At 70.2% G+C, this 17,578-nt stretch carries 21 protein-coding genes; 15 read left to right on the top strand and 6 right to left on the bottom strand.

Translation table 11 applies throughout. The features are described from left to right. Window positions 1-156 precede the first annotated feature (156 nt). The 5 genes from LH62_RS10540 (at window position 157) to LH62_RS10520 (ending at window position 6,000) form a co-directional block, all read left to right on the top strand. A complete protein-coding gene (locus tag LH62_RS10540) occupies window positions 157-495 on the top strand; it encodes a P-II family nitrogen regulator (protein WP_043338236.1) in 339 nt (112 codons plus the stop codon). 45 nt (window positions 496-540) lie between these two features. Beyond that, window positions 541-1,866, top strand: coding sequence for an ammonium transporter (locus tag LH62_RS10535; RefSeq protein WP_043365530.1), 1,326 nt, complete (start codon window positions 541-543; stop codon window positions 1,864-1,866). A gap of 89 nt (window positions 1,867-1,955) precedes the next feature. Continuing rightward, the gene (locus LH62_RS10530; protein WP_043361133.1) at window positions 1,956-2,753 is read left to right on the top strand and encodes a TorF family putative porin; all 798 of its coding nucleotides are present in this window, start codon (window positions 1,956-1,958) and stop codon (window positions 2,751-2,753) included. Window positions 2,754-2,884: 131 nt separating this feature from the next. Continuing rightward, window positions 2,885-5,404: a DNA translocase FtsK gene (locus LH62_RS10525; protein WP_043361130.1), complete on the top strand. Its 2,520-nt coding sequence runs from the start codon at window positions 2,885-2,887 to the stop codon at window positions 5,402-5,404. Continuing rightward, complete coding sequence (locus tag LH62_RS10520; protein ID WP_043361127.1) at window positions 5,404-6,000, top strand: DUF4412 domain-containing protein; 597 nt, start codon at window positions 5,404-5,406, stop codon at window positions 5,998-6,000. The genes LH62_RS10525 and LH62_RS10520 overlap by 1 nt, the downstream gene beginning before the upstream one ends. A 15-nt stretch (window positions 6,001-6,015) precedes the next feature. Here the strand turns inward: LH62_RS10520 and LH62_RS10515 are convergent, their stop codons facing one another. Continuing rightward, complete coding sequence (locus tag LH62_RS10515) at window positions 6,016-6,273, bottom strand: hypothetical protein (RefSeq protein ID WP_043361126.1); 258 nt, start codon at window positions 6,271-6,273, stop codon at window positions 6,016-6,018. 6 nt (window positions 6,274-6,279) lie between these two features. Beyond that, window positions 6,280-7,299, bottom strand: a complete 1,020-nt coding sequence (locus LH62_RS10510; RefSeq protein ID WP_043361124.1) for a 1-aminocyclopropane-1-carboxylate deaminase — start codon at window positions 7,297-7,299, stop codon at window positions 6,280-6,282. A gap of 140 nt (window positions 7,300-7,439) precedes the next feature. On the opposite strand from LH62_RS10510, the gene LH62_RS10505 reads away from it, so the two are divergent. Beyond that, window positions 7,440-7,919, top strand: coding sequence for an Lrp/AsnC family transcriptional regulator (locus LH62_RS10505; protein WP_043365529.1), 480 nt, complete (start codon window positions 7,440-7,442; stop codon window positions 7,917-7,919). Here LH62_RS10505 and LH62_RS10500 read toward each other — a convergent pair. Beyond that, the gene (locus LH62_RS10500; RefSeq protein ID WP_043361121.1) at window positions 7,879-8,874 is read right to left on the bottom strand and encodes a hypothetical protein; all 996 of its coding nucleotides are present in this window, start codon (window positions 8,872-8,874) and stop codon (window positions 7,879-7,881) included. The genes LH62_RS10505 and LH62_RS10500 overlap by 41 nt on opposite strands. Before the next feature lie 123 nt (window positions 8,875-8,997). Here LH62_RS10500 and LH62_RS10495 point away from each other — a divergent pair, with 123 nt between their 5' ends. The 6 genes from LH62_RS10495 to LH62_RS10470 all read left to right on the top strand — a co-directional run bounded on the left by LH62_RS10495 (window position 8,998) and on the right by LH62_RS10470 (window position 13,599). Continuing rightward, entirely contained in the window at window positions 8,998-9,648 is a 651-nt protein-coding gene (locus LH62_RS10495) for an outer membrane lipoprotein carrier protein LolA (protein ID WP_236552526.1), read from the top strand. Window positions 9,649-9,717: 69 nt separating this feature from the next. Continuing rightward, the gene (locus tag LH62_RS10490) at window positions 9,718-10,491 is read left to right on the top strand and encodes a gamma-glutamyl-gamma-aminobutyrate hydrolase family protein (protein ID WP_043361118.1); all 774 of its coding nucleotides are present in this window, start codon (window positions 9,718-9,720) and stop codon (window positions 10,489-10,491) included. A gap of 356 nt (window positions 10,492-10,847) precedes the next feature. Further along, window positions 10,848-11,534 carry a fumarylacetoacetate hydrolase family protein gene (locus LH62_RS10485; protein ID WP_043361116.1) on the top strand — a complete coding sequence of 229 codons (687 nt, stop codon included), beginning with the start codon at window positions 10,848-10,850 and terminating at the stop codon, window positions 11,532-11,534. 154 nt (window positions 11,535-11,688) lie between these two features. Further along, on the top strand, window positions 11,689-12,516 hold the full coding sequence (locus LH62_RS10480; protein ID WP_043365527.1) for an exodeoxyribonuclease III: 828 nt from the start codon (window positions 11,689-11,691) through the stop codon (window positions 12,514-12,516). Between the two features lies 1 nt (window position 12,517). Further along, window positions 12,518-13,174, top strand: coding sequence for a tRNA (adenosine(37)-N6)-threonylcarbamoyltransferase complex dimerization subunit type 1 TsaB (tsaB, locus tag LH62_RS10475; protein WP_052214114.1), 657 nt, complete (start codon window positions 12,518-12,520; stop codon window positions 13,172-13,174). Next, on the top strand, window positions 13,171-13,599 hold the full coding sequence (locus LH62_RS10470; RefSeq protein ID WP_043361115.1) for a GNAT family N-acetyltransferase: 429 nt from the start codon (window positions 13,171-13,173) through the stop codon (window positions 13,597-13,599). The genes tsaB and LH62_RS10470 overlap by 4 nt, the downstream gene beginning before the upstream one ends. On the opposite strand, the gene LH62_RS10465 is transcribed toward LH62_RS10470, so the two are convergent. Continuing rightward, window positions 13,586-13,771, bottom strand: a complete 186-nt coding sequence (locus tag LH62_RS10465; protein ID WP_236552525.1) for a sulfurtransferase TusA family protein — start codon at window positions 13,769-13,771, stop codon at window positions 13,586-13,588. The genes LH62_RS10470 and LH62_RS10465 overlap by 14 nt on opposite strands. A gap of 160 nt (window positions 13,772-13,931) precedes the next feature. Between LH62_RS10465 and LH62_RS10460 the strand changes: the two genes are divergently transcribed. The 3 genes from LH62_RS10460 (at window position 13,932) to LH62_RS10450 (ending at window position 15,892) form a co-directional block, all read left to right on the top strand. Further along, window positions 13,932-14,399: a MucR family transcriptional regulator gene (locus tag LH62_RS10460; RefSeq protein WP_052214111.1), complete on the top strand. Its 468-nt coding sequence runs from the start codon at window positions 13,932-13,934 to the stop codon at window positions 14,397-14,399. A 168-nt stretch (window positions 14,400-14,567) separates the two neighbouring features. Further along, the gene (locus LH62_RS10455) at window positions 14,568-15,053 is read left to right on the top strand and encodes a Fur family transcriptional regulator (RefSeq protein WP_043361112.1); all 486 of its coding nucleotides are present in this window, start codon (window positions 14,568-14,570) and stop codon (window positions 15,051-15,053) included. Then, complete coding sequence (locus LH62_RS10450; RefSeq protein ID WP_052214108.1) at window positions 15,050-15,892, top strand: GNAT family N-acetyltransferase; 843 nt, start codon at window positions 15,050-15,052, stop codon at window positions 15,890-15,892. The genes LH62_RS10455 and LH62_RS10450 overlap by 4 nt, the downstream gene beginning before the upstream one ends. A 29-nt stretch (window positions 15,893-15,921) precedes the next feature. Here the strand turns inward: LH62_RS10450 and LH62_RS10445 are convergent, their stop codons facing one another. Next, complete coding sequence (locus LH62_RS10445) at window positions 15,922-17,244, bottom strand: ABC transporter substrate-binding protein (RefSeq protein ID WP_043361110.1); 1,323 nt, start codon at window positions 17,242-17,244, stop codon at window positions 15,922-15,924. A gap of 112 nt (window positions 17,245-17,356) precedes the next feature. After that, the gene (locus tag LH62_RS10440; protein ID WP_043361108.1) at window positions 17,357-17,566 is read right to left on the bottom strand and encodes a hypothetical protein; all 210 of its coding nucleotides are present in this window, start codon (window positions 17,564-17,566) and stop codon (window positions 17,357-17,359) included. Window positions 17,567-17,578 lie beyond the last annotated feature (12 nt).

The following is a 17,578-nucleotide window of genomic DNA, read 5'->3' as shown; positions in this document are numbered from 1 at the left end:
CTGGGGTCCACCTGCCCAAGCCCTGCCCGCTCCGCCCAAAAAATAGGCAGGCTTGCAAACAATCGCGACGCTTTCCCCGGCCGGTCCTGGCCCCGGCCCATGGCACGGATTTTGTAATCGAAGCCCAGCCGGGACCATCAGGAGGATACTGGGCAGATGAAGCTGGTGATGGCGTTCATCAAGCCCTTCAAGCTGGACGAGGTGCGCGAAGCGCTCACCCCGCTCGGAGTGCAGGGGCTGACGGTGACCGAAGTGAAGGGCTTCGGCCGCCAGAAGGGGCAGACGGAAATCTACCGCGGTGCCGAGTACCAGGTCAGTTTCCTGCCGAAGATCAAGATCGAGGTCGTCGTGCCGGACGAGCTGGTGGAGGCGGTGATGGAAGCCGTCGCCAAGGCCGCCCGCACCGACAAGATCGGCGACGGCAAGATCTTCGTGCTCGACGTAGAGCGGGCGCTGCGCATCCGCACCGGCGAGACCGACACCTCGGCGCTCTGACGCTGCGTGAAGCTCAATAGGGATACAGGGGAACACATGATGAGGATGCCCGCACGCGCGCTGGCGCCGCTGGCTGCCGCGCTGCTCGCCGCGACGCCGGCCCTGGCGCAGGACGGCCCGAAGATCGACACCGGCGACACCGCCTGGATGCTCACCAGCACCGCCCTCGTGCTGATGATGACCATCCCCGGCCTCGCCCTCTTCTATGCCGGCATGGTCCGCAAGAAGAACGTGCTTGCCACCATGATGCAGAGCTTCACCATCGCCGCGCTGACGACGGTGGTCTGGATGGTCGCCGGCTACAGCCTGGCCTTCGGCGAGGGTGGCCCCTGGATCGGCGACCTTTCCAAGCTGTTCCTCTCCGGCCTCGCCGAGAACTGGGACAAGCCCTTCACCCTCGGCAGCGGCGACGGCGCGGTGGCCTTCACCATCCCCGAGACGGTCTTCCTGATGTTCCAGATGACCTTCGCCATCATCACGCCCGCGCTCATCACCGGCGCCTTCGCCGACCGGATGAAGTTCAGCGCCATGGTGCTGTTCACCATCCTCTGGTCGCTGCTGGTCTATGCGCCGGTCGCCCACTGGGTCTGGCATCCGAATGGCTGGATCTTCGCCCTCGGCGCGCTCGACTTCGCCGGCGGCACGGTGGTCCACATCAATGCGGGCGTGGCCGGCCTGGTCGCCGCCCTCGTGCTCGGCAAGCGCCTCGGCCTCGGGCATGACAACATGGCGCCCTACAACCTGGCGCTCGCCGTCATCGGCGCCGGCATGCTCTGGGTGGGCTGGTTCGGCTTCAACGCGGGCTCGGCCGCTGGTGCAGGCGCGCGCGCGGGCATGGCGATGCTGGTGACGCAGATCGCGGCCGGCGTCGCGGCGCTCGCCTGGGTCTTCGCCGAATGGGCGACCAAGGGCAAGCCGAGCGTTCTCGGCGCCATCTCCGGCGCAGTCGCGGGCCTCGTCGCCATCACGCCGGCCAGCGGCTTCGTGCTGCCGGTGCCGGCGCTGATCATCGGCGTGGTCGCCGGCCTCGGCGGCTTCTGGGGTGCGACCGGCCTCAAGCATCTCTGCGGCTATGACGACAGCCTCGATGCCTTCGGCGTGCATGGCGTCTGCGGCATCATCGGCAGCCTGCTGACCGGCGTCTTCGCCTATGGCGCCCTCTCGGCGACCACGGCGGTGCCGGCCGGCTTCGGCGGCTCCTTCGAGCAGTTCATCATCCAGGCCGAGGCGACCGGCGCGGTCATCGCCTACACCGCGATCGCCAGCTTCATCCTGCTGAAGGTCACCGACGTGATCGTCGGCCTCCGCGTCGCGGAGGAGGAGGAGCGCGAGGGCCTCGACGTCACCCAGCACGGCGAGCGCATCGCCTGAGACAGCGGCCGGCGGGGGCTTGGTCGCCCCCTCCGGCCCTTTTTTTGCCCGCTCACGTTACGACATCAAAACCTGGGGGTTACCGAAGCATGAGAACCAAGTCCGGCCTCCTCGCCGCGCTCCGCCACGCCTGGGTCGCCGCCGCCGCCCTGCTGCTGCCGGCCATGCCCGCCGCGGCGCAGACCGCCATCCCGTCCCTCGGCCTCACCGTCACGCTGACGCCGGTGATCGCGAACGACTACCTGTTCCGCGGCATCAGCCAGACGCGCAACAACTGGGCCTTCCAGGGCACGGTCGATGTCCAGCACGACAGCGGCTTCTATATCGGCGCCTTCCTCACCAACGCGAAATTCGTCGCCAGCCCCTGGAACGACACGCGGCAGGAACTCGACCTGCTGGCCGGCTACCGCTTCGAGCTGGGAGGCGTCGCACTCGATGTCGGCTACATCGCCTATCTCTATCCGGGCCAGGACAAGGCGCCGGGCACGCAGCTGAACGAGTACCACGAGGTCGCCCTCAAGGCCTCCTACACCATCGACATCGTCAAGCTGATGGGCGCCTTCAACTACTCGCCGAACTTCTTCGGCCGCTCGGGCGACGGCTTCTACGTCGAGGGCGGCGCGGACGTGACGCTGCCTTACGGCTTCACCGCTTCGGGCCGCCTCGGCCACCAGTGGATCCAGCGCAACCCGCTCTTCGGCACGCCGGACTACCTCTGGTACTCGATTGGCGTGTCGCGCGAGATCTATGCCGGCGTGACCGCCTCGGTCGCCTGGTACGGCACGGATATCAGCAAGCGCGACTGCATCCCCGTCGCCGACCGGGCGAGCGGCGGCCAGCGCGCCTGCGACGGCCGCGTGCTCTTCACCTTGAGCAAGGTCTTCTGATCCGAGCCCTCTCGCGGAGCTGACAAGGGCGCCGGCCGCAAGGTCGGCGCCCCTTTTCATGGATTCCGTGGCCGGGCAAGGATTTGCGCGCTATCCTTGGGGCCTGTTCTGAAAACCGGACCCCGCGACCTATGCCCGCGCCCCGCATCTCCGCCGCCGACCGCCCCGCCCCTTCCGCCCGCCTCCGCCGCTTCGCCTCGCCGGCGGTGAAGGCGGCGATGCGCCGACGCCTCTTCGAGCTGCTGGCCCTAGTCGCCGCCCTGACGGGGCTCGGCCTGTTGGTGGCGCTGGCCAGCTACGACCCGGCCGACCCCTCGCTCTCGACCGCCACCGCGCGGGCTCCGACCAACCTCGCCGGCCCGGCGGGCGCCACGCTGTCGGACCTGCTGATGCAGGGCTTCGGCTGGGCCGGGGCGCTGCCGGGCCTCGCCCTGCTCGGCTGGGCCTGGCGGCTCGGCAGCCATCGCGGCCTCGGCCTTTTCCCGGCGCGGCTTGCGGCCCTGCTCGCCGCCATGCCGCTGCTCGCGGCGCTGCTGACCCTGGCGCCCCTCCCCGCCGGCATCCCGGTCGAGGCCGGGGCCGGCGGCGCAGCCGGCCTCGTGGTCCATGGCGCCGTTGCCCACCAGGCAGCAGCCCTGTTCGGGCCCTTCGGCACGGTGATCGGCGATGTCGCGCTTGTCGCCCTGGCGCTCGCCCTCTCCGCCGCCGCCCTTGGCCTTTCGCCGAGCGAATGGGTCGGCCTCGGGCGGGCCGCGCGGACGGGCGCGGGTGGCGTTGCCCGATTCGGCGCGGCCGGCCTCTCGCGCGCAGGCGGCGCCGGGGCGCGGCAGGCGTGGGGCTTGCTCGGCCGCATCGGCGGCGGCATCGCCAGCCTCTTTCGCTTTCGCCGACGCCGCCCGGCCGGCCCGCCGCCGGATGATTTGGCGAGCGTGCTCCGAGCCGCCGATGCCGCGGCCGAGGCGCCGCGCGTCCCTCGCGCGCCCCGCCGCGAGCCGCGCCTGGCCGAGGACCGCGCCGAGCCCATGGCCGGCCCGCCTCCCGTCGTCAGCAAGCCGCCCAAGGTTGCCGCCCCGCCCATGCCGCAGAAGCGCAGCGAGACGGTGCGCCAGCCCCAGCTCGACCTGCAGGACAGCCCCTGGCAGCTGCCGCCGCTCTCCCTGCTGCAGGAGCCGCCCGCCAAGCGCACCGGCCGCCCCTCGGAGGAAGCCCTGCAGGCCAATGCCCGGCTGCTGGAGCAGGTGCTGGAGGATTACGGCGTGCGCGGACGCATCGCCGCCATCAATCCCGGCCCGGTCGTGACCCTCTACGAGCTGGAGCCAGCGCCAGGCACCAAGTCCGCCCGCGTCATCGGCCTCGCCGACGACATCGCCCGCAACATGCATGTCACGGCCGTGCGCATCGCCACCGTCCCCGGCCGCAACGTCATCGGCATCGAGCTGCCGAACGCCAAGCGCGAGACGGTCTATTTCAGCGAGTCGATGGCCGCCGAGGAATGGGTGCGCCACCCTGGCCGCCTGCCGCTGGCCCTCGGCAAGGATATCGGCGGCAACCCGGTGATCGCCGACCTCGCCCGCATGCCGCACCTGCTGATCGCCGGCACCACCGGCTCGGGCAAGTCGGTCGCGATCAACACGATGATCCTGTCGCTGCTCTGGCGCTTCAGCCCGGAGGAGTGCCGCTTCATCATGATCGACCCGAAGATGCTGGAATTGTCGGTCTATGACCGCATCCCGCACCTGCTGGCGCCGGTGGTGACGGAGCCGCCCAAGGCGATCGGCGCGCTGAAGTGGACGGTGCGCGAGATGGAGAAGCGCTACCGCGCCATGTCCCAGCTCGGCGTCCGCAATATCGGCGGCTACAACGAGAAGGTCGTCGAGGCCCGCCGGCGCGGCGAGGTGCTGACCCGCAAGGTGCAGACCGGCTTCGACCCGGAAACCGGCAAGCCCGTCTTCGAGGAACAGCCGCTCGCCCTCTCGCCCCTGCCGATGATCGTCGTCGTCATCGACGAGATGGCCGACCTGATGATCGTCGCCGGCAAGGAGATCGAGGCTGCGGTGCAGCGCCTCGCGCAGATGGCCCGCGCCGCCGGCATCCATGTCATCATGGCGACGCAGCGGCCCTCGGTGGATGTCATCACCGGCACCATCAAGGCGAACTTCCCGACCCGCATCTCCTTCCAAGTGACCAGCAAGATCGACAGCCGCACCATCCTCGGCGAGCAGGGCGCGGAGCAGCTGCTCGGCCAGGGCGACATGCTCCACATGGCGGGCGGCGGCCGCGTCGCCCGCGTCCACGGCCCCTTCGTTTCCGATACCGAGGTCGAGAAGGTGGTGGAATTCCTGCGCGAGCAGGGCGAGCCTGCCTATGTCGAGGAAGTGACCGAGAGCGACGAGGAGCTCGACGGCGGCGAGGGCCTGTCGTTATCCGGCATCGCCGCAGGCAGCGACAGCGAGAAGGGCCTGTTCGACCAGGCTGTCGCACTCGTGAGCCGCGAGGGGAAGGCCAGCACGTCGTTCATTCAGCGGCACCTCAACATCGGCTACAACCGCGCCGCCAAGCTCATCGAACAGATGGAAAAAGAGGGCGTCGTCGGTCCCGCCAATCACGTTGGCAAGCGGGAGGTGCTGACACGCCGTACCGAGGAGGATTGATGCGTAGCTTCCCGATTGCGGCGGTGGTCGCCACTCTCGCCGTGGCTCCGGCCATGGCGCAGGAGCGCCCGCCGCTGATGCCGACCCGCGATGTCAGCGTCACCTACCGAGTCGCCGGCGGCCAGGCCGGGCAGGAGATGCGCATGGCCTGGCGCGTCGCCGACCAGAAGCTCCGCGTCGACATGCCGGGCGGCATGGGCTGGTCGGTGATGGACCAGCGCGCGAAGACCATGTTCGTCGTCATGGAGCAGCAGCGCATGATCATGCAGATGCCGCTCAACAACGGCCCGGGCGGCGTCAGCATCCCGACCCAGCCGCCGGAGACGGCGAAATTCACCCGCGGCGGCACGGCGACCGTCGCCGGGCAGAGCTGCACCCTCTGGCGCTACGAGAACCAGGGCGCCACCGGCGAGTCCTGCATGACCACCGACGGCGTCATGCTCCGCAGCACCGGCACGGTCAACGGCCAGACGGCGTCCATGGAAGCCACCGAGGTCAACTACGGCCCGCAGGATGCCGCCCGCTTCACCGCGCCCTCCGGCTATCAGCAGATGCAGATGCCGACTGGCGCCCCCGGCGGCCAGCCCACCCGCTGACCCGGCGGGCCCGCGTCAGGGAAAGGACGCGGGCCCCTCCCCCAGCCCGGGCGCGGCGAGGCGCAGCACCCGACAGGCCGACCACGCCGCGCCCGCGAAGCCCTCCGCCGCCTCCAGGCTGGAGAAGCGCAGCCCGGCGACGCCGCCCCCGCCCGCCGCCTCGGCACCGAGAAAGAGCAGCTCCGCCCGCCCCCGCAGCAGCAGGGGCCGCACCCGGTCGAGCCAGGCGGCCTGGCCGCCCGGCGCCCACTCGCAGAGCACCAGGGCCGCCATGGCGGCTCAGCCGTTGCGGTAGGTGTAGCTGTAGCCGTTGAGCGCCGGCGCGCCGCCAAGATGCGCGTAGAGCACCTTCGATCCGGCCGGGAAGAAGCCCCGCTTCACCAGGTCCATCATCCCCTGCATCGACTTCCCCTCATAGACCGGGTCGGTGATCATCGCCTCGGTCCGGGCGGCGAAGCGGATCGCCTCGTTGGTCTCGGCGCTGGGGACGCCATAGGCCGGATAAGCGTAATCGTTGAGGATGACGATCTCCTCCTCGCGCACCGGCCGGCCGAGCTCCACCAGCTCCGCGGTGCTGTCGACGATCTGGCGCACCTGCGCCCGCGTCGCCTCCGGCGTGCCCGAGGCATCGATGCCAATGACCCTCTCCCCCCGCCCATCCGCCGCGAAGCCGACGATCATGCCCGCCTGGGTGGAGCCGGTGACGACGCAGACGATGATGTAGTCGAAGCGGAAGCCGAGCTCCGCCTCCTGCGCCCGGACCTCCTCGGCGAAGCCGACATAGCCGAGCCCGCCATACTTGTGGACCGAGGCGCCGGCCGGGATGCCGTAGGGCTTGCCGCCGGCATCCTTCACCGATTGGATCGCCTCCTCCCAGCTGCGGCGGATGCCGATGTCGAAGCCGTCCTCCACGATGCGGCTGTCGGCGCCCATCAGCCGGGTCAGCAGGATGTTGCCGACGCGGTCATAGACCGCATCCTCGTGCGGCACCCAGCTCTCCTGCACGACGACGCATTTCATGCCGAGCTTGGCCGCCGTCGCCGCCACCATGCGCGTGTGGTTGGACTGCACGCCGCCGATCGAGACCAGCGTGTCGGCATTGGAGGCGATGGCGTCGGGGACGATGTATTCCAGCTTGCGCAGCTTGTTGCCGCCCATGGCGAGGCCGGAATTGCAGTCGTCGCGCTTGGCCCAGATTTCGACCCCGCCGCCCAGCGCCTGCGTCATGCGCGGCAGGAACTCGATCGGGGTAGGACCGAAGGTCAGCTTGTACTTCTCGAACTTGTCCAGGCGCAGCATCGCACTTTCCTCGTCCTTGCCGGAGCGGGATGCTTAGCAGGGCCGGCATGAACGGGGTGTTCTAACTCGGCCTGCGAATGGCATGCTTCCGCCGCACACAGCCCTCCTGTTGAACGGATCGGACAGCAATGGCCAACAGGATGAAAGCTTCTTCCAGCAGCCCCGAGCTCGACCGGATCGACCGCCGCATCCTCCAGCAGCTCCAGCGCGACGGAAGGATGACCAATGCCGACCTCGCGCAATCCGTCCATGTCAGCGCCGCGACCTGCTACCGCCGCACCCAGCGCCTGTTCGAGGAGGGCTACATCCGCGGCGTTCGCGCCGAGATCGCGCCGGCCCGCGTCGGCCGCGGGGCGCTGGTGATGGTCGGCGTGGTGCTCGACCGCTCCACGCCCGACAGCTTCGCCGCCTTCGAGGCCGCGATCCGCAAGCTGCCCGTGGTGCTCGACTGCCACCTGGTCGCCGGCGACTTCGACTACTTCCTGAAGATCCGGGTGCGCGACATGGCCGATTTCAACAAGCTGCATGGCGAGCAGCTGATCGCCCTGCCCGGCGTCCGGCAAACGCGGACCTTCTTCGTCATGAAGGAAGTGGTGGACAACGGCCCCCTGTCCTTCTGACCAGCCGCAGCCAGCCGAGCAGCAGCCGGGCGCGGCGATGCTCGGCGGCCAGCGCCCCGGGCCGCAGCGGGGCGTGGGCGAGGCGCGGGCTCGCCGCCTCCACCGCCGCCCAGGCCGCGCCGAAATGCCGCGGCCGCAGGCAGGCCGCGAGCGTCCCGGCGGGCAGGCCGAGCCGCGCGGCGAGGCGCCGCAGCGCCGCATCCTCCGGCCGCACCGTGCCGATCCCATCCTCCCAGAGCTGCCGCAGCGCGGCGCGCGCCTGCACCCGCCGGCGGAAGGCTCCCAGCCGCTCCAGCCGCGGCGGCGGCGGCGCGCCGGCGACCATGGCGCCGGGCATCAGCCGGACCTTTGCATCCCGCCGCCGCAGCCCGGCCAGCAGGGCGAGCGGCCCATCCGCCTCAACCCCGTCCAGCAGCCTCGCCCGCAGCGAAAGGTTGCCGGTGACCTCGGCGTCGAGTCCCAACCAGCCCGGCCCCTCCCCGGGGTCGAGCCGTGCCGCGATCTCGGCCAGCAGCATGGCGTGGTTTCGCTCCGCCGGCCCAGGCCCGATGGGCCGAAGCCGTCCCGCCACCGCTTCCGCCCCGGCCGAAAGACCGGCGGCATGGGCCGCGAGCCAGCCCGGCTGCGGCAGCGCCGCCGCGTCGGCCAGCAGGACCGCGCCCTCCGGCCCAACCCACGCTGCCGCATGGCCCAGCCCTTGGCGCCACAGGCCGCCCTCCGCCTGGCGCAGCGCGAAGGCGGGCGCGTCCGGCACCTCCCCTCGCGTCAGGGGCCGGTCGCACGGCAGCAGCATGACGCCGACGCCGCCGTCCGCCGGCCGCATCCCTTCCGCCAGCCGCTGCGCGTCGAGCAGCCGCAGCCAGGCCGGCATGGCAGCGGCCGTACCGGTCAGCAGGATGGCAAGCCGCGGCCGGGCAAGGCATGGGCGGGCCGGGGCATGCAGGGTGTCGAACATAGTGGGGACCGAAGCGCCAGAACCCCGGCATTGTGGCCTGCCGGCGCTCGACCCGGACATCACGCTATCGATACGGACTGTCACGGTCCGGTGGGGCTTTTCCCGCCGGCGTATCCGGTCCACATGCCGGGGATGGATCGCCGCACCCTGCTCGCCCTGCCCCTGGCCTTGTCGTCCGCTTGGGCCGCCGCCCCGGCCTGGGCCCAGTCCCCGGGCCTCACCGACCGCGACCGCGCGGATGTCGCCCGCGTCGAGGCCTGGCTCGGCGCGCTGCGGACGATGAAGGCGCGCTTCCTGCAGATCGCGCAGAACGGCGCCGCCGCCGAGGGCACCGCCTGGATCCAGCGTCCCGGTCGCATGCGCTTCGAGTACGACCCGCCCGAGCCGCTGCTGCTGGTCGCCAGCTATGGTCAGTTCTTCTACTTCGATCGCCAGCTCAAGCAGGCGACGACGCTGCCGCTCTCCTCGACGCCGCTCGGCATCCTGCTGCGCGACGAGGTGCGCCTCTCGGGCGATGTCACGGTCGGGCGCGTCGAACGCGGTGGCGGGCTGCTGCGCGTCACCGTCTTCCGCACCGGCCGCGCCGCCGAGGGCCGCATCACGCTCGTCTTCAACGACAACCCGGTGGAGCTGCGGCAATGGGCCGTGGTGGATGCCCAGGCCCAGGAGACGCGGGTGACGCTCTCCCAGGCGGAGTACGGCGGCCGCTTCCCGGCCATCCTCTTCGACTTCAACGATCCGCGCTTCCGCGATGAACTCGGCATCCCGCAATGACGAATTTGAGTCCATTCGCGCAATCGTCGTCTTGATCCGGACGCATTCGCGCGCGATTTTGCAGGGGTGATGAAACCCCTCATCGGAATCTCCTGTTGCGTGAAGGCGTTCGGCATCTTCGCCACGCCCAACCACGCCGCCTCCGACAGCTATGTCCGCGTGACGCTCGGCCCCGTCGGTGGCATCCCTGTCCTGCTCCCCGCCGCCGGCGAGGCCCTGGTGCCGGAGATCCTGCCTCGGCTCGACGGGCTGATCCTCACGGGCAGCCGCTCCAATGTTTGCCCCGACTTCTACGAGGGTCCGCCCCATGCCGAGGGCACGCCGGAAGACATCGCCCGCGACTCGACGACCCTGCCGCTGATCCGCGCCGCCATCGCCGCCGGCCTGCCGGTGCTCGCCATCTGCCGCGGCTTCCAGGAGCTGAACGTCGCGCTCGGCGGCAGCCTCGACCAGCGCATCCAGGACCTGCCCGGCCGCATCGACCATTCGACGCCGTCGGACCAGAAATACGGCCGCATCCGCACGGCCAAGGCCCATAACGTCCGCCTTACGCCGGGCAGCCTGCTCGCCGAGGTGTGCGGCGGCACCGAGATTCCGGTGAACTCCCTGCACAACCAGGGCATCGACCGCCTCGCCCCGCGCCTGGTCGCCGAGGGCTGGGCGCCGGATGGCACTGTCGAGGCCGTCCGCGTCCGCGATGCCATCGGCTTCGCTTATGGCGTCCAATGGCACCCTGAATACGATTGGGAGACGGATGCGGTCAGCTACGGTCTTCTCGAAAAGTTTGGCATGGCGGCGGAAGCCTGGGCGGCCCGGCGGCGTTGGCCTCAGGCTGCGGAGTAGAGCGCTATCACGCCTGCGTGATACCAGCCCCGCGGGACAGTCGCATGGCTGGCTCGCGTAAACGCCTTTTGCGTATGGCTCCGTCTTTCGCTAATCTCTCCAGGCTGGCTGCCTAAAAAGGCCAGCGGTGAAGTCCGGTTTTCCCCTACCGGCTCGCCCGACCATTCCGATCGGAACTAGCGTACCGGCGCCCGGACACCCCCCTGTCCGGGCGCCATTTTTATTGCCTTTATCAACTTACAGGCGATTTCTTTCCGGGTCCATGAGGATCGTCACGCAAGCGGCGGCTTCCTGGGCCCGGCCTGCGCTGCTATGCCGCCGGGGAAGGATTGTCGATCCGAGGAGGCTTCCAGGGCATGTCCGACTACGTCATCACGCCGCCGGTGGTGGCCGCCGTCCCGATCCGGGGCAGCAGCCAGATGTTCCCGGTCCGCCGCATCTTTTGCGTCGGCCGCAATTACGCCGAGCACGCCATCGAGATGGGCAGCGACCCGACCCGCGAGCCGCCCTTCTACTTCGCCAAGCCGGCCGATGCCCTGGTGGTGAACGAGGCCGACATGCCCTACCCGCCGATGACGAAGCAGCTGCACCACGAGATGGAGCTGGTGGTCGCCATCGGCTCCGCCGGCGCCGATATCGGCGTCGAGGACGCGCTGAAGCATGTCTGGGGCTATTGCGCGGGCCTCGACATGACCCGCCGCGACCTCCAGAACGAGGCGAAGAAGACCGGCCGCCCCTGGGACATGGGCAAGGGCTTCGACAACTCCGCCCCAATGGGCGCGCTGGTGCCGGCCAAGGGCGTCGATGTCTCCCGCGGCAAGATCGAGCTGAAGGTGAACGGCAAGGTTACCCAGACCTCCGACCTGTCGAAGCTGATCTGGTCGGTGCCGGAGGTGATCTCGAACCTCTCCCACCTCGTGCGCCTCGCCCCTGGCGACCTCATCATGACCGGCACGCCGGAAGGCGTAGCCGCCGTGCAGCGGGGCGACCTGCTGGAGGGCTTCGTCGAGGGCGTCGGCGAGGTGCGGACGCGCATCGTCTAGTATTCCCCACGAAGCCGCTGGGCGGCTCCATGGGGGCCCCGGCCGGCGTTTCCTCCAGGGCGTTCCGGCACGCCTTCCGCAGTAAAGCTGCGGAAGGTCACCAGGCAGGGGCCGCGCTATTGTGGCCCCCGCCCCGCCCGTCTATCCCTCGGCGATGCCGAACGCAGCATCGGGCCGGACCCTCCGCATCGCCACCTGGAACATCAATTCCGTCCGACTGCGGCGCCCGTTGCTGGCCGGGCTGATTGCGGCGCTCGACCCGGATGTGCTCTGCCTCCAGGAGACCAAGTGCCCGGACGAGTTCTTCCCGCTGGAGGAGTTGCGGGCGGTCGGCTTCCCGCACATCGCCCATCGCGGAATGAAGGGCTACAACGGCGTCGCCGTGCTGTCCCGCATCCCCTTCGAGGTCCGTGCCGACGACCCGGACTGGTGCGCGAAGGGCGATTGCCGGCATCTCGGCGTCGCCCTCGATGTCCCGGGCGGCCCGGTCGAGCTGCATGATTTCTACGTCCCCGCCGGCGGCGACACGCCCGACCGCGGGGCCAACCCGAAATTCGCCCACAAGCTCGACTTCGTCGCCGAGGCCACGGCCTGGACCCGGGCACGCGGCCCCGCCAGCCGCAGCGTCCTCGTCGGCGACCTCAACATCGCCCCGCTCGAGCATGACGTCTGGAGCCACAAGCAGATGCTCGGCGTCGTCTCCCACACGCCCGTCGAGGTCGAGGCGCTGACCGGCTGGCAGCAGGCCGGCGATTGGCATGATGCCCTCCGCCACTTCGTCCCGCCGGAGCAGAAGCTCTACACGTGGTGGTCCTACAGGGCGCGCGACTGGGAGGCGTCCGACCGCGGCCGCCGGCTCGACCATGTCTGGGTCAGCCAGGACCTGGCCGGCTCGCTCACCCGCCATCAGGTGCTGAAGCCCGCCCGCGGCTGGACCCAGGCGAGCGACCATGTGCCGGTGATGGTCGAACTCGCGCTCTGACATGGCGCTGATCCTCGCCCTCGACGCCGCGCTGGCCGGCTGCTCCGCCGCCCTGGTCGAAGGCGACCAGGTGCTCGCGGCCCGCGCCGCCCAGGGCGACCGCGGCCATGCCGCCCTGCTTCCGCCCATGGTCGAGGCGGTGCTGCGCGAGGCGGGGGTTGCCGCGACGGCGCTCGATGCCGTCGCGGCCGTGGTCGGGCCGGGGGGGTTCACCGGCATCCGGGCCGCCCTCGCGCTGGCCGAGGGGCTGGCGCTCGGGGCCGGGCGGCCGGCCATCGGCGTCACCACGGGCGAGGCGCTGGCGGCGGCCCTGCCGCTTGGGCCTCGTGCCATCTGGGCGGTGATCGACAACCGGCGCGGCCGGGTGATGCTGGAGCGCTTCCCGCCCGGTAGCCTGCGGACCGAGGGGGTACCTGAGGTGGTCGCCGAGGCGGAGTTGCCCCGCCCTGGCGGGCCGGTGGCGGTGGTGGGCGATGCCGCGCCAACCGTTGCTGCCCGCCTCGCCGCGCGCGGCGCCGATGCGTTGCTGGGCGAGGCGCGTTTGCCCTCCGCCGTTGCGGCGGCGCGGGTCGCGGCCCTTCGCCTGGATGGCGCCTTGCCGCCGCTTGCCGCCCGGCCGCTCTATGTCGAGCCCCCCGCCGTGCGGCGGCCGGGGTGAGCCCGGCCCGGCCGGAGGATGCGCCGGCGCTGGCCGCGCTGCATGCCCTGGCCTTCCCCCCCGCCGAGGCCTGGGGGCCGGATGCGATGCGGCTGATGCTGGAGATGCCCGGCGCCTTCGGCCTTTGGTACCCGGCGGAGGGGCTGGTGCTCGCCCGCGCCGCCGCTGGCGAAGCGGAGATCCTGACCCTCGCCGTCGCCCCCGCTGCCCGCTGCCGCGGCCTCGGCGCCGCCCTGCTCGGCGCTGCCCTGCAGGGGGCGGTCCTCCGCGGTGCCGCCGAGATGTTCCTCGAAGTCGCTGCGGGCAATGAAGCGGCGCTTGCCCTCTATGCCGCCGCTGGCTTCGCCGGGGTCGGCCGCCGCCGCCGTTACTATGCGAATGGCGAGGATGCGCTGGTGCTGCGCCGCAGCCTCAGCCCTTCCTGAGCAGCAGCAGCACCGTCCCGTCGCCGGTTTCTGCCTCGGCCAGCACCGCATGGCCCTGCTCCGAGGCGGTTTTCGGGATGTTGCGGCGCGGTTCCTCGCCACGCAGCCGCACCAGCAGGGTTTCGCCCGATGCCATCCTGTCCAGCGCCAACCGCGTGCGAACGAAGGTCATCGGGCAAGTCTCCGCTGTGATGTCGATCTGACGGTCACCAGTCAGTTCTTTCGCGCTTACAAAACTCAAGGTTTCTTGCCCTTCAATCATCCGAAACGGATTGCGAAACGGCCTCGACAGGTACTATAGGGCGGAGACTTCAAACAGGAAGACGTGCCAGATGGCTGAAGATTCCCCCTCGACCGAACTGCTTGGACTGACCGCCGAAATCGTTGCGGCGCATGTATCCAACAATCCGGTCGCCTTGGCTGATCTGCCGAACCTGATTCAGGAAGTATACAAGACGCTGGCTTCGGTCGGTCAGCCGATGGTGAAGCCGCAACCCGATCGTCCGCAGCCGGCCGTTCCCGTGAAGAAGTCGATCACCCCCGAATACCTGATCTGCCTCGAGGACGGTAAGAAGCTCAAGATGCTGAAGCGGCATCTGCAGACCTCCTACAATCTCACGCCGGAGCAATACCGGGAGCGTTGGGGGCTCGGTTCGGATTATCCGATGGTGGCGCCGAATTACGCCAAGCATCGCTCCTCACTCGCCAAGAAGATCGGCCTCGGCACCAAGCCGCGCGGCCGTCCGCCACGGGCCGGCCGACGCGAGGCCACCCCCGCCACAGCCGCCAAGACGGCCTAAGGCCCCGGGAGAAGGAGTGGCCTGGAAGTAGCCTGGACGTAGCCTCCGGGGCTCGCGGGCCAGGGGGAGCACCAAGGGCTGCCTCCGCCATGGTCGCGGACGCGGCATCGGTCTATGGTCGCCCTTCCGATCCCAGCGACCCCAGAGGAAGGGCAACTCGCCAGCCGCATGGATACGCCCGCTTCCGCCGACCGTGAGGGCATCTCCCGCATCGAGAGGATGTGCATCGAGCGCGGCCTCAAGATGACCGGGCAGCGCCGGCTCATCGCCCGCGTGCTCTCGGAGAGCGAGGACCACCCCGATGTCGAGGAGCTGTACCGCCGCGCCGTGGCGCAGGACAGCCGCATCTCCATCGCCACCGTCTACCGCACCGTCCGCCTGCTGGAGGAGAAGGGCATCCTCGAGCGGCGCGATTTCGGCGGCGGCCGCGCCCGCTACGACCAGGCGGATCGCGGCCAGCACTACCACCTGATCGATGTCGATACCGGCAAGGTGATCGAATTCGCCGACCCCCGGCACCTCGAGATCGTCCAGGAGATCGCCGCGCGGCTAGGCTTCGCGTTGGTGGACCACCGGCTGGAGCTGTTCGGCCGGCGCTTCCCCGAGGATCAGGCGCCTGCCGGCCGCCCGGCCAAGCCGCGGGACGAGGTATGAGGGCCGAACCCCTCGCGGCGGCGCCCGCGCCGCCCGCCGGTACCGGCTTCGGCGAGCTGCGCGCCGGCAACCTCGGCGTCCGCATCGCCGAGACGGCGGAGGAGGTGGATGCCGCCCAGGCGCTGCGCTTCCGCGTCTTCTACGAGGAGATGGGCGCCCATCCCGATGCCGAGACGCTGGCCACCGCCCGTGACCGCGACGCATTCGACGCCGTCGCCGACCATCTGCTGGTTATCGACCACGACCTCGGCGAGGGCCCGGCCTCGGTCGTCGGCACCTACCGGCTGATCCGGCGCGAGGCGGCGCGGGCCGTGGGCGGTTTCTACTCGGCGGCGGAGTACGACATCGCCCCGCTGGTCGCCCTGCCCGGTCCGATCCTCGAACTCGGCCGGTCCTGCGTCGGTGCCAACCATCGCACGCGGGGTACGCTGCAACTGCTGTGGCGCGGCATCGCGGCCTATGTCTTCCGCCACCGGATCGACGTGATGTTCGGCTGCGCCAGCCTGCCGGGGACGGATCTCGATGCCCTGGCCCCGGCGCTGACCTATCTCCATTCCCATCATCTGGCGCCGCCGGCGCTCCGCCCCCGGGCGCTTCCCGAGCGCTACGTGCCGATGGACCGGCTGCCCCCGTCCGGGCTCGATACCCGCGCGGTGCAGAACGACCTGCCGCCGCTCATCAAGGGCTATCTCCGCCTCGGCGGCTTCGTCGGCGACGGCGCGGTGCTCGACCCGCAGTTCAACACCACCGATGTCTGCATCGTAGTGAAGACCGAGCTCATCACCGACAAGTACTCGAAGCATTACGAGCGGAAGCTCGGCCCCGGCGTGTTCGAGTAAGGGGACGGGCGCAACCCCGCCCCACCCGCTCAGCCGCTCCGGTAGTGCCGCTTCGCCCGGCGCTCCGCCTCGCGCGCCGCGGCCTCGGGCGTCGCCTGTCCGGAAGCGACGGAGGCGCACATCTGGATCAGCACGTAATCCGCCGCGACGGCGCCGGAAGCGAGGCTGATCGGGCCGCGATAGCCGCTCCAGAAAGGCATGTTCATCGTGTCGGCGAAGACGGCGAGCTTCGGGTCGGAGGTCCAGACCGCGCTCTGCTTGTAGGCGTTCAGCGGATGCGCCCAGTAGCCGAGGCAGCCGAGCAGCCACGGGTCGTACTGCTCAGCCTCCATCATGAAGGCGAGGAAGGTCTTGGCGGCGTTCGGGTAGCGCGTGTGCCGGAAGATCATCGCGTTCATCACCGTCGCCGAGTGCGGCGGCGCGCTGGCGAGGCCGCGCGGCATCAGCGCATGGTTCATGTCCTCGGCGATGGGGCGCGTGTTCGGGTCGTTCTTGACGGCGAAGTAGAGCGAGACGCCGTTGGCCGTCAGCCAGATTTCCTGCGCCGAGAAGGCCCGGTTGTTGGAGGTGTCGGACCAGGAGAGCGTGCCGTTGACGAAGGTCGGGTAGAGCTCCTTCAGGTAGGTCAGCGCATTGACGGTCTCGCGGCTGTTGATGGCGATCTTGCCGTCCTCATCGACCAGCATGGCGCCATGCGACCAGAGCAGCCAGTTGGCGAAGCCGTTGCCGTCGCCGACCGCGTTGCCGAGGGCGAAGCCCGCCGGCTTGCCGGCCTGGCGCAGCGCCTGGCAGAGCTTGAGGAAGCCCGCATGGTCCTGCGGGACGGCGTCGAACCCGGCCTGCTTCAGCGCGGAGATGCGGTAATTGGCCGGGCCGATATTCCCGCCGATCGGCAGGCCGAGCCACGTCTGGGAGCGGTCCTTCTTGCCGTATTTCTCGGCGAGGAACATCCAGCCGCCATAGCGCTGGCCGAGATACTCGGCGATGTCGGAGACCTCGATGACCTTGTCCTGGTAGATATGCGGGTCGTCGGCCCAGCCGATGACGATGTCCGGCCCGCTGCCGGTATTGGCGACGACCGCGGTCTGCGGGCGGATATCCTCCCAGCCGACGAAGTCGATGCGGACGGGGATATTGTAGCGGTCCTGGAAGGCCTGGGCGTTGCGGCGGAAGATCACCTCGTCCGGCTCGACGAAGCGCGAGGGGCGGATGATGCGGAGGCTCGCCCCCTGCTCCGGCGGCAGGCGCGGCGGCGTGACGTCGCGGCGAGGGATGGCGGATTGACCGAGTGCCGGGCCGGCGAGCGCGGCGGCGCCGAGGGCAAGCGTCGCCCTGCGGGTCAGGTTGTGCATGCTTTGTTCCTCCCAAGCGAAGCCTTGGCCGCGGCGACGCCCGGGGCGCCGCCCGGCACGGGGAGGATGCGTCATGCCGGGAGCGGAAAGCGAGGAAAAGCGGCGGCGATGCTCAGGCGGGGTTGTCGACGAAGCCGCGATAGACGGCGAGCACGGTGTCGTCGACCAGCAGGCCGCGGTCGAGGAAGCGGTGCAGGATCTTGGCATCGACCTTGCGGCCGCTCGACTTCATCTGCGCGGCGAGGTCGTGGATGCTGAGGCCGTGCCGGGCGACATAGGCCTGCAGGTCGGATTTCACCTGCTCGCGCTCGGTGGGGGTCATGGCTTGGTTCCT

Origin of the sequence: Belnapia sp. F-4-1 (genome assembly GCF_000802185.1) — a bacterium.
GTDB lineage: Bacteria > Pseudomonadota > Alphaproteobacteria > Acetobacterales > Acetobacteraceae > Belnapia.
This window is presented reverse-complemented; position numbering and strand designations above follow the sequence as displayed.

Excerpts from the sequence above, each read along its gene's own strand:
- LH62_RS10455 (WP_043361112.1), top strand. The coding sequence starts at position 14,568 with ATGGATACGCCCGCTTCCGCCGACCGTGAGGGCATCTCCCGCATCGAG.
- LH62_RS10485 (WP_043361116.1), top strand. The coding sequence starts at position 10,848 with ATGTCCGACTACGTCATCACGCCGCCGGTGGTGGCCGCCGTCCCGATC.
- LH62_RS10535 (WP_043365530.1), top strand. The coding sequence starts at position 541 with ATGCCCGCACGCGCGCTGGCGCCGCTGGCTGCCGCGCTGCTCGCCGCG.
- LH62_RS10515 (WP_043361126.1), bottom strand. The coding sequence starts at position 6,273 with ATGGCGGCCCTGGTGCTCTGCGAGTGGGCGCCGGGCGGCCAGGCCGCC.
- LH62_RS10490 (WP_043361118.1), top strand. The coding sequence starts at position 9,718 with ATGAAACCCCTCATCGGAATCTCCTGTTGCGTGAAGGCGTTCGGCATC.
- LH62_RS10500 (WP_043361121.1), bottom strand. The coding sequence starts at position 8,874 with ATGTTCGACACCCTGCATGCCCCGGCCCGCCCATGCCTTGCCCGGCCG.
- LH62_RS10510 (WP_043361124.1), bottom strand. The coding sequence starts at position 7,299 with ATGCTGCGCCTGGACAAGTTCGAGAAGTACAAGCTGACCTTCGGTCCT.
- LH62_RS10520 (WP_043361127.1), top strand. The coding sequence starts at position 5,404 with ATGCGTAGCTTCCCGATTGCGGCGGTGGTCGCCACTCTCGCCGTGGCT.
- LH62_RS10440 (WP_043361108.1), bottom strand. The coding sequence starts at position 17,566 with ATGACCCCCACCGAGCGCGAGCAGGTGAAATCCGACCTGCAGGCCTAT.
- LH62_RS10540 (WP_043338236.1), top strand. The coding sequence starts at position 157 with ATGAAGCTGGTGATGGCGTTCATCAAGCCCTTCAAGCTGGACGAGGTG.
- LH62_RS10480 (WP_043365527.1), top strand. The coding sequence starts at position 11,689 with ATGCCGAACGCAGCATCGGGCCGGACCCTCCGCATCGCCACCTGGAAC.
- LH62_RS10450 (WP_052214108.1), top strand. The coding sequence starts at position 15,050 with ATGAGGGCCGAACCCCTCGCGGCGGCGCCCGCGCCGCCCGCCGGTACC.
- LH62_RS10495 (WP_236552526.1), top strand. The coding sequence starts at position 8,998 with ATGCCGGGGATGGATCGCCGCACCCTGCTCGCCCTGCCCCTGGCCTTG.
- LH62_RS10460 (WP_052214111.1), top strand. The coding sequence starts at position 13,932 with ATGGCTGAAGATTCCCCCTCGACCGAACTGCTTGGACTGACCGCCGAA.
- LH62_RS10525 (WP_043361130.1), top strand. The coding sequence starts at position 2,885 with ATGCCCGCGCCCCGCATCTCCGCCGCCGACCGCCCCGCCCCTTCCGCC.
- LH62_RS10505 (WP_043365529.1), top strand. The coding sequence starts at position 7,440 with ATGAAAGCTTCTTCCAGCAGCCCCGAGCTCGACCGGATCGACCGCCGC.
- LH62_RS10530 (WP_043361133.1), top strand. The coding sequence starts at position 1,956 with ATGAGAACCAAGTCCGGCCTCCTCGCCGCGCTCCGCCACGCCTGGGTC.
- tsaB (WP_052214114.1), top strand. The coding sequence starts at position 12,518 with ATGGCGCTGATCCTCGCCCTCGACGCCGCGCTGGCCGGCTGCTCCGCC.
- LH62_RS10445 (WP_043361110.1), bottom strand. The coding sequence starts at position 17,244 with ATGCACAACCTGACCCGCAGGGCGACGCTTGCCCTCGGCGCCGCCGCG.
- LH62_RS10465 (WP_236552525.1), bottom strand. The coding sequence starts at position 13,771 with ATGACCTTCGTTCGCACGCGGTTGGCGCTGGACAGGATGGCATCGGGC.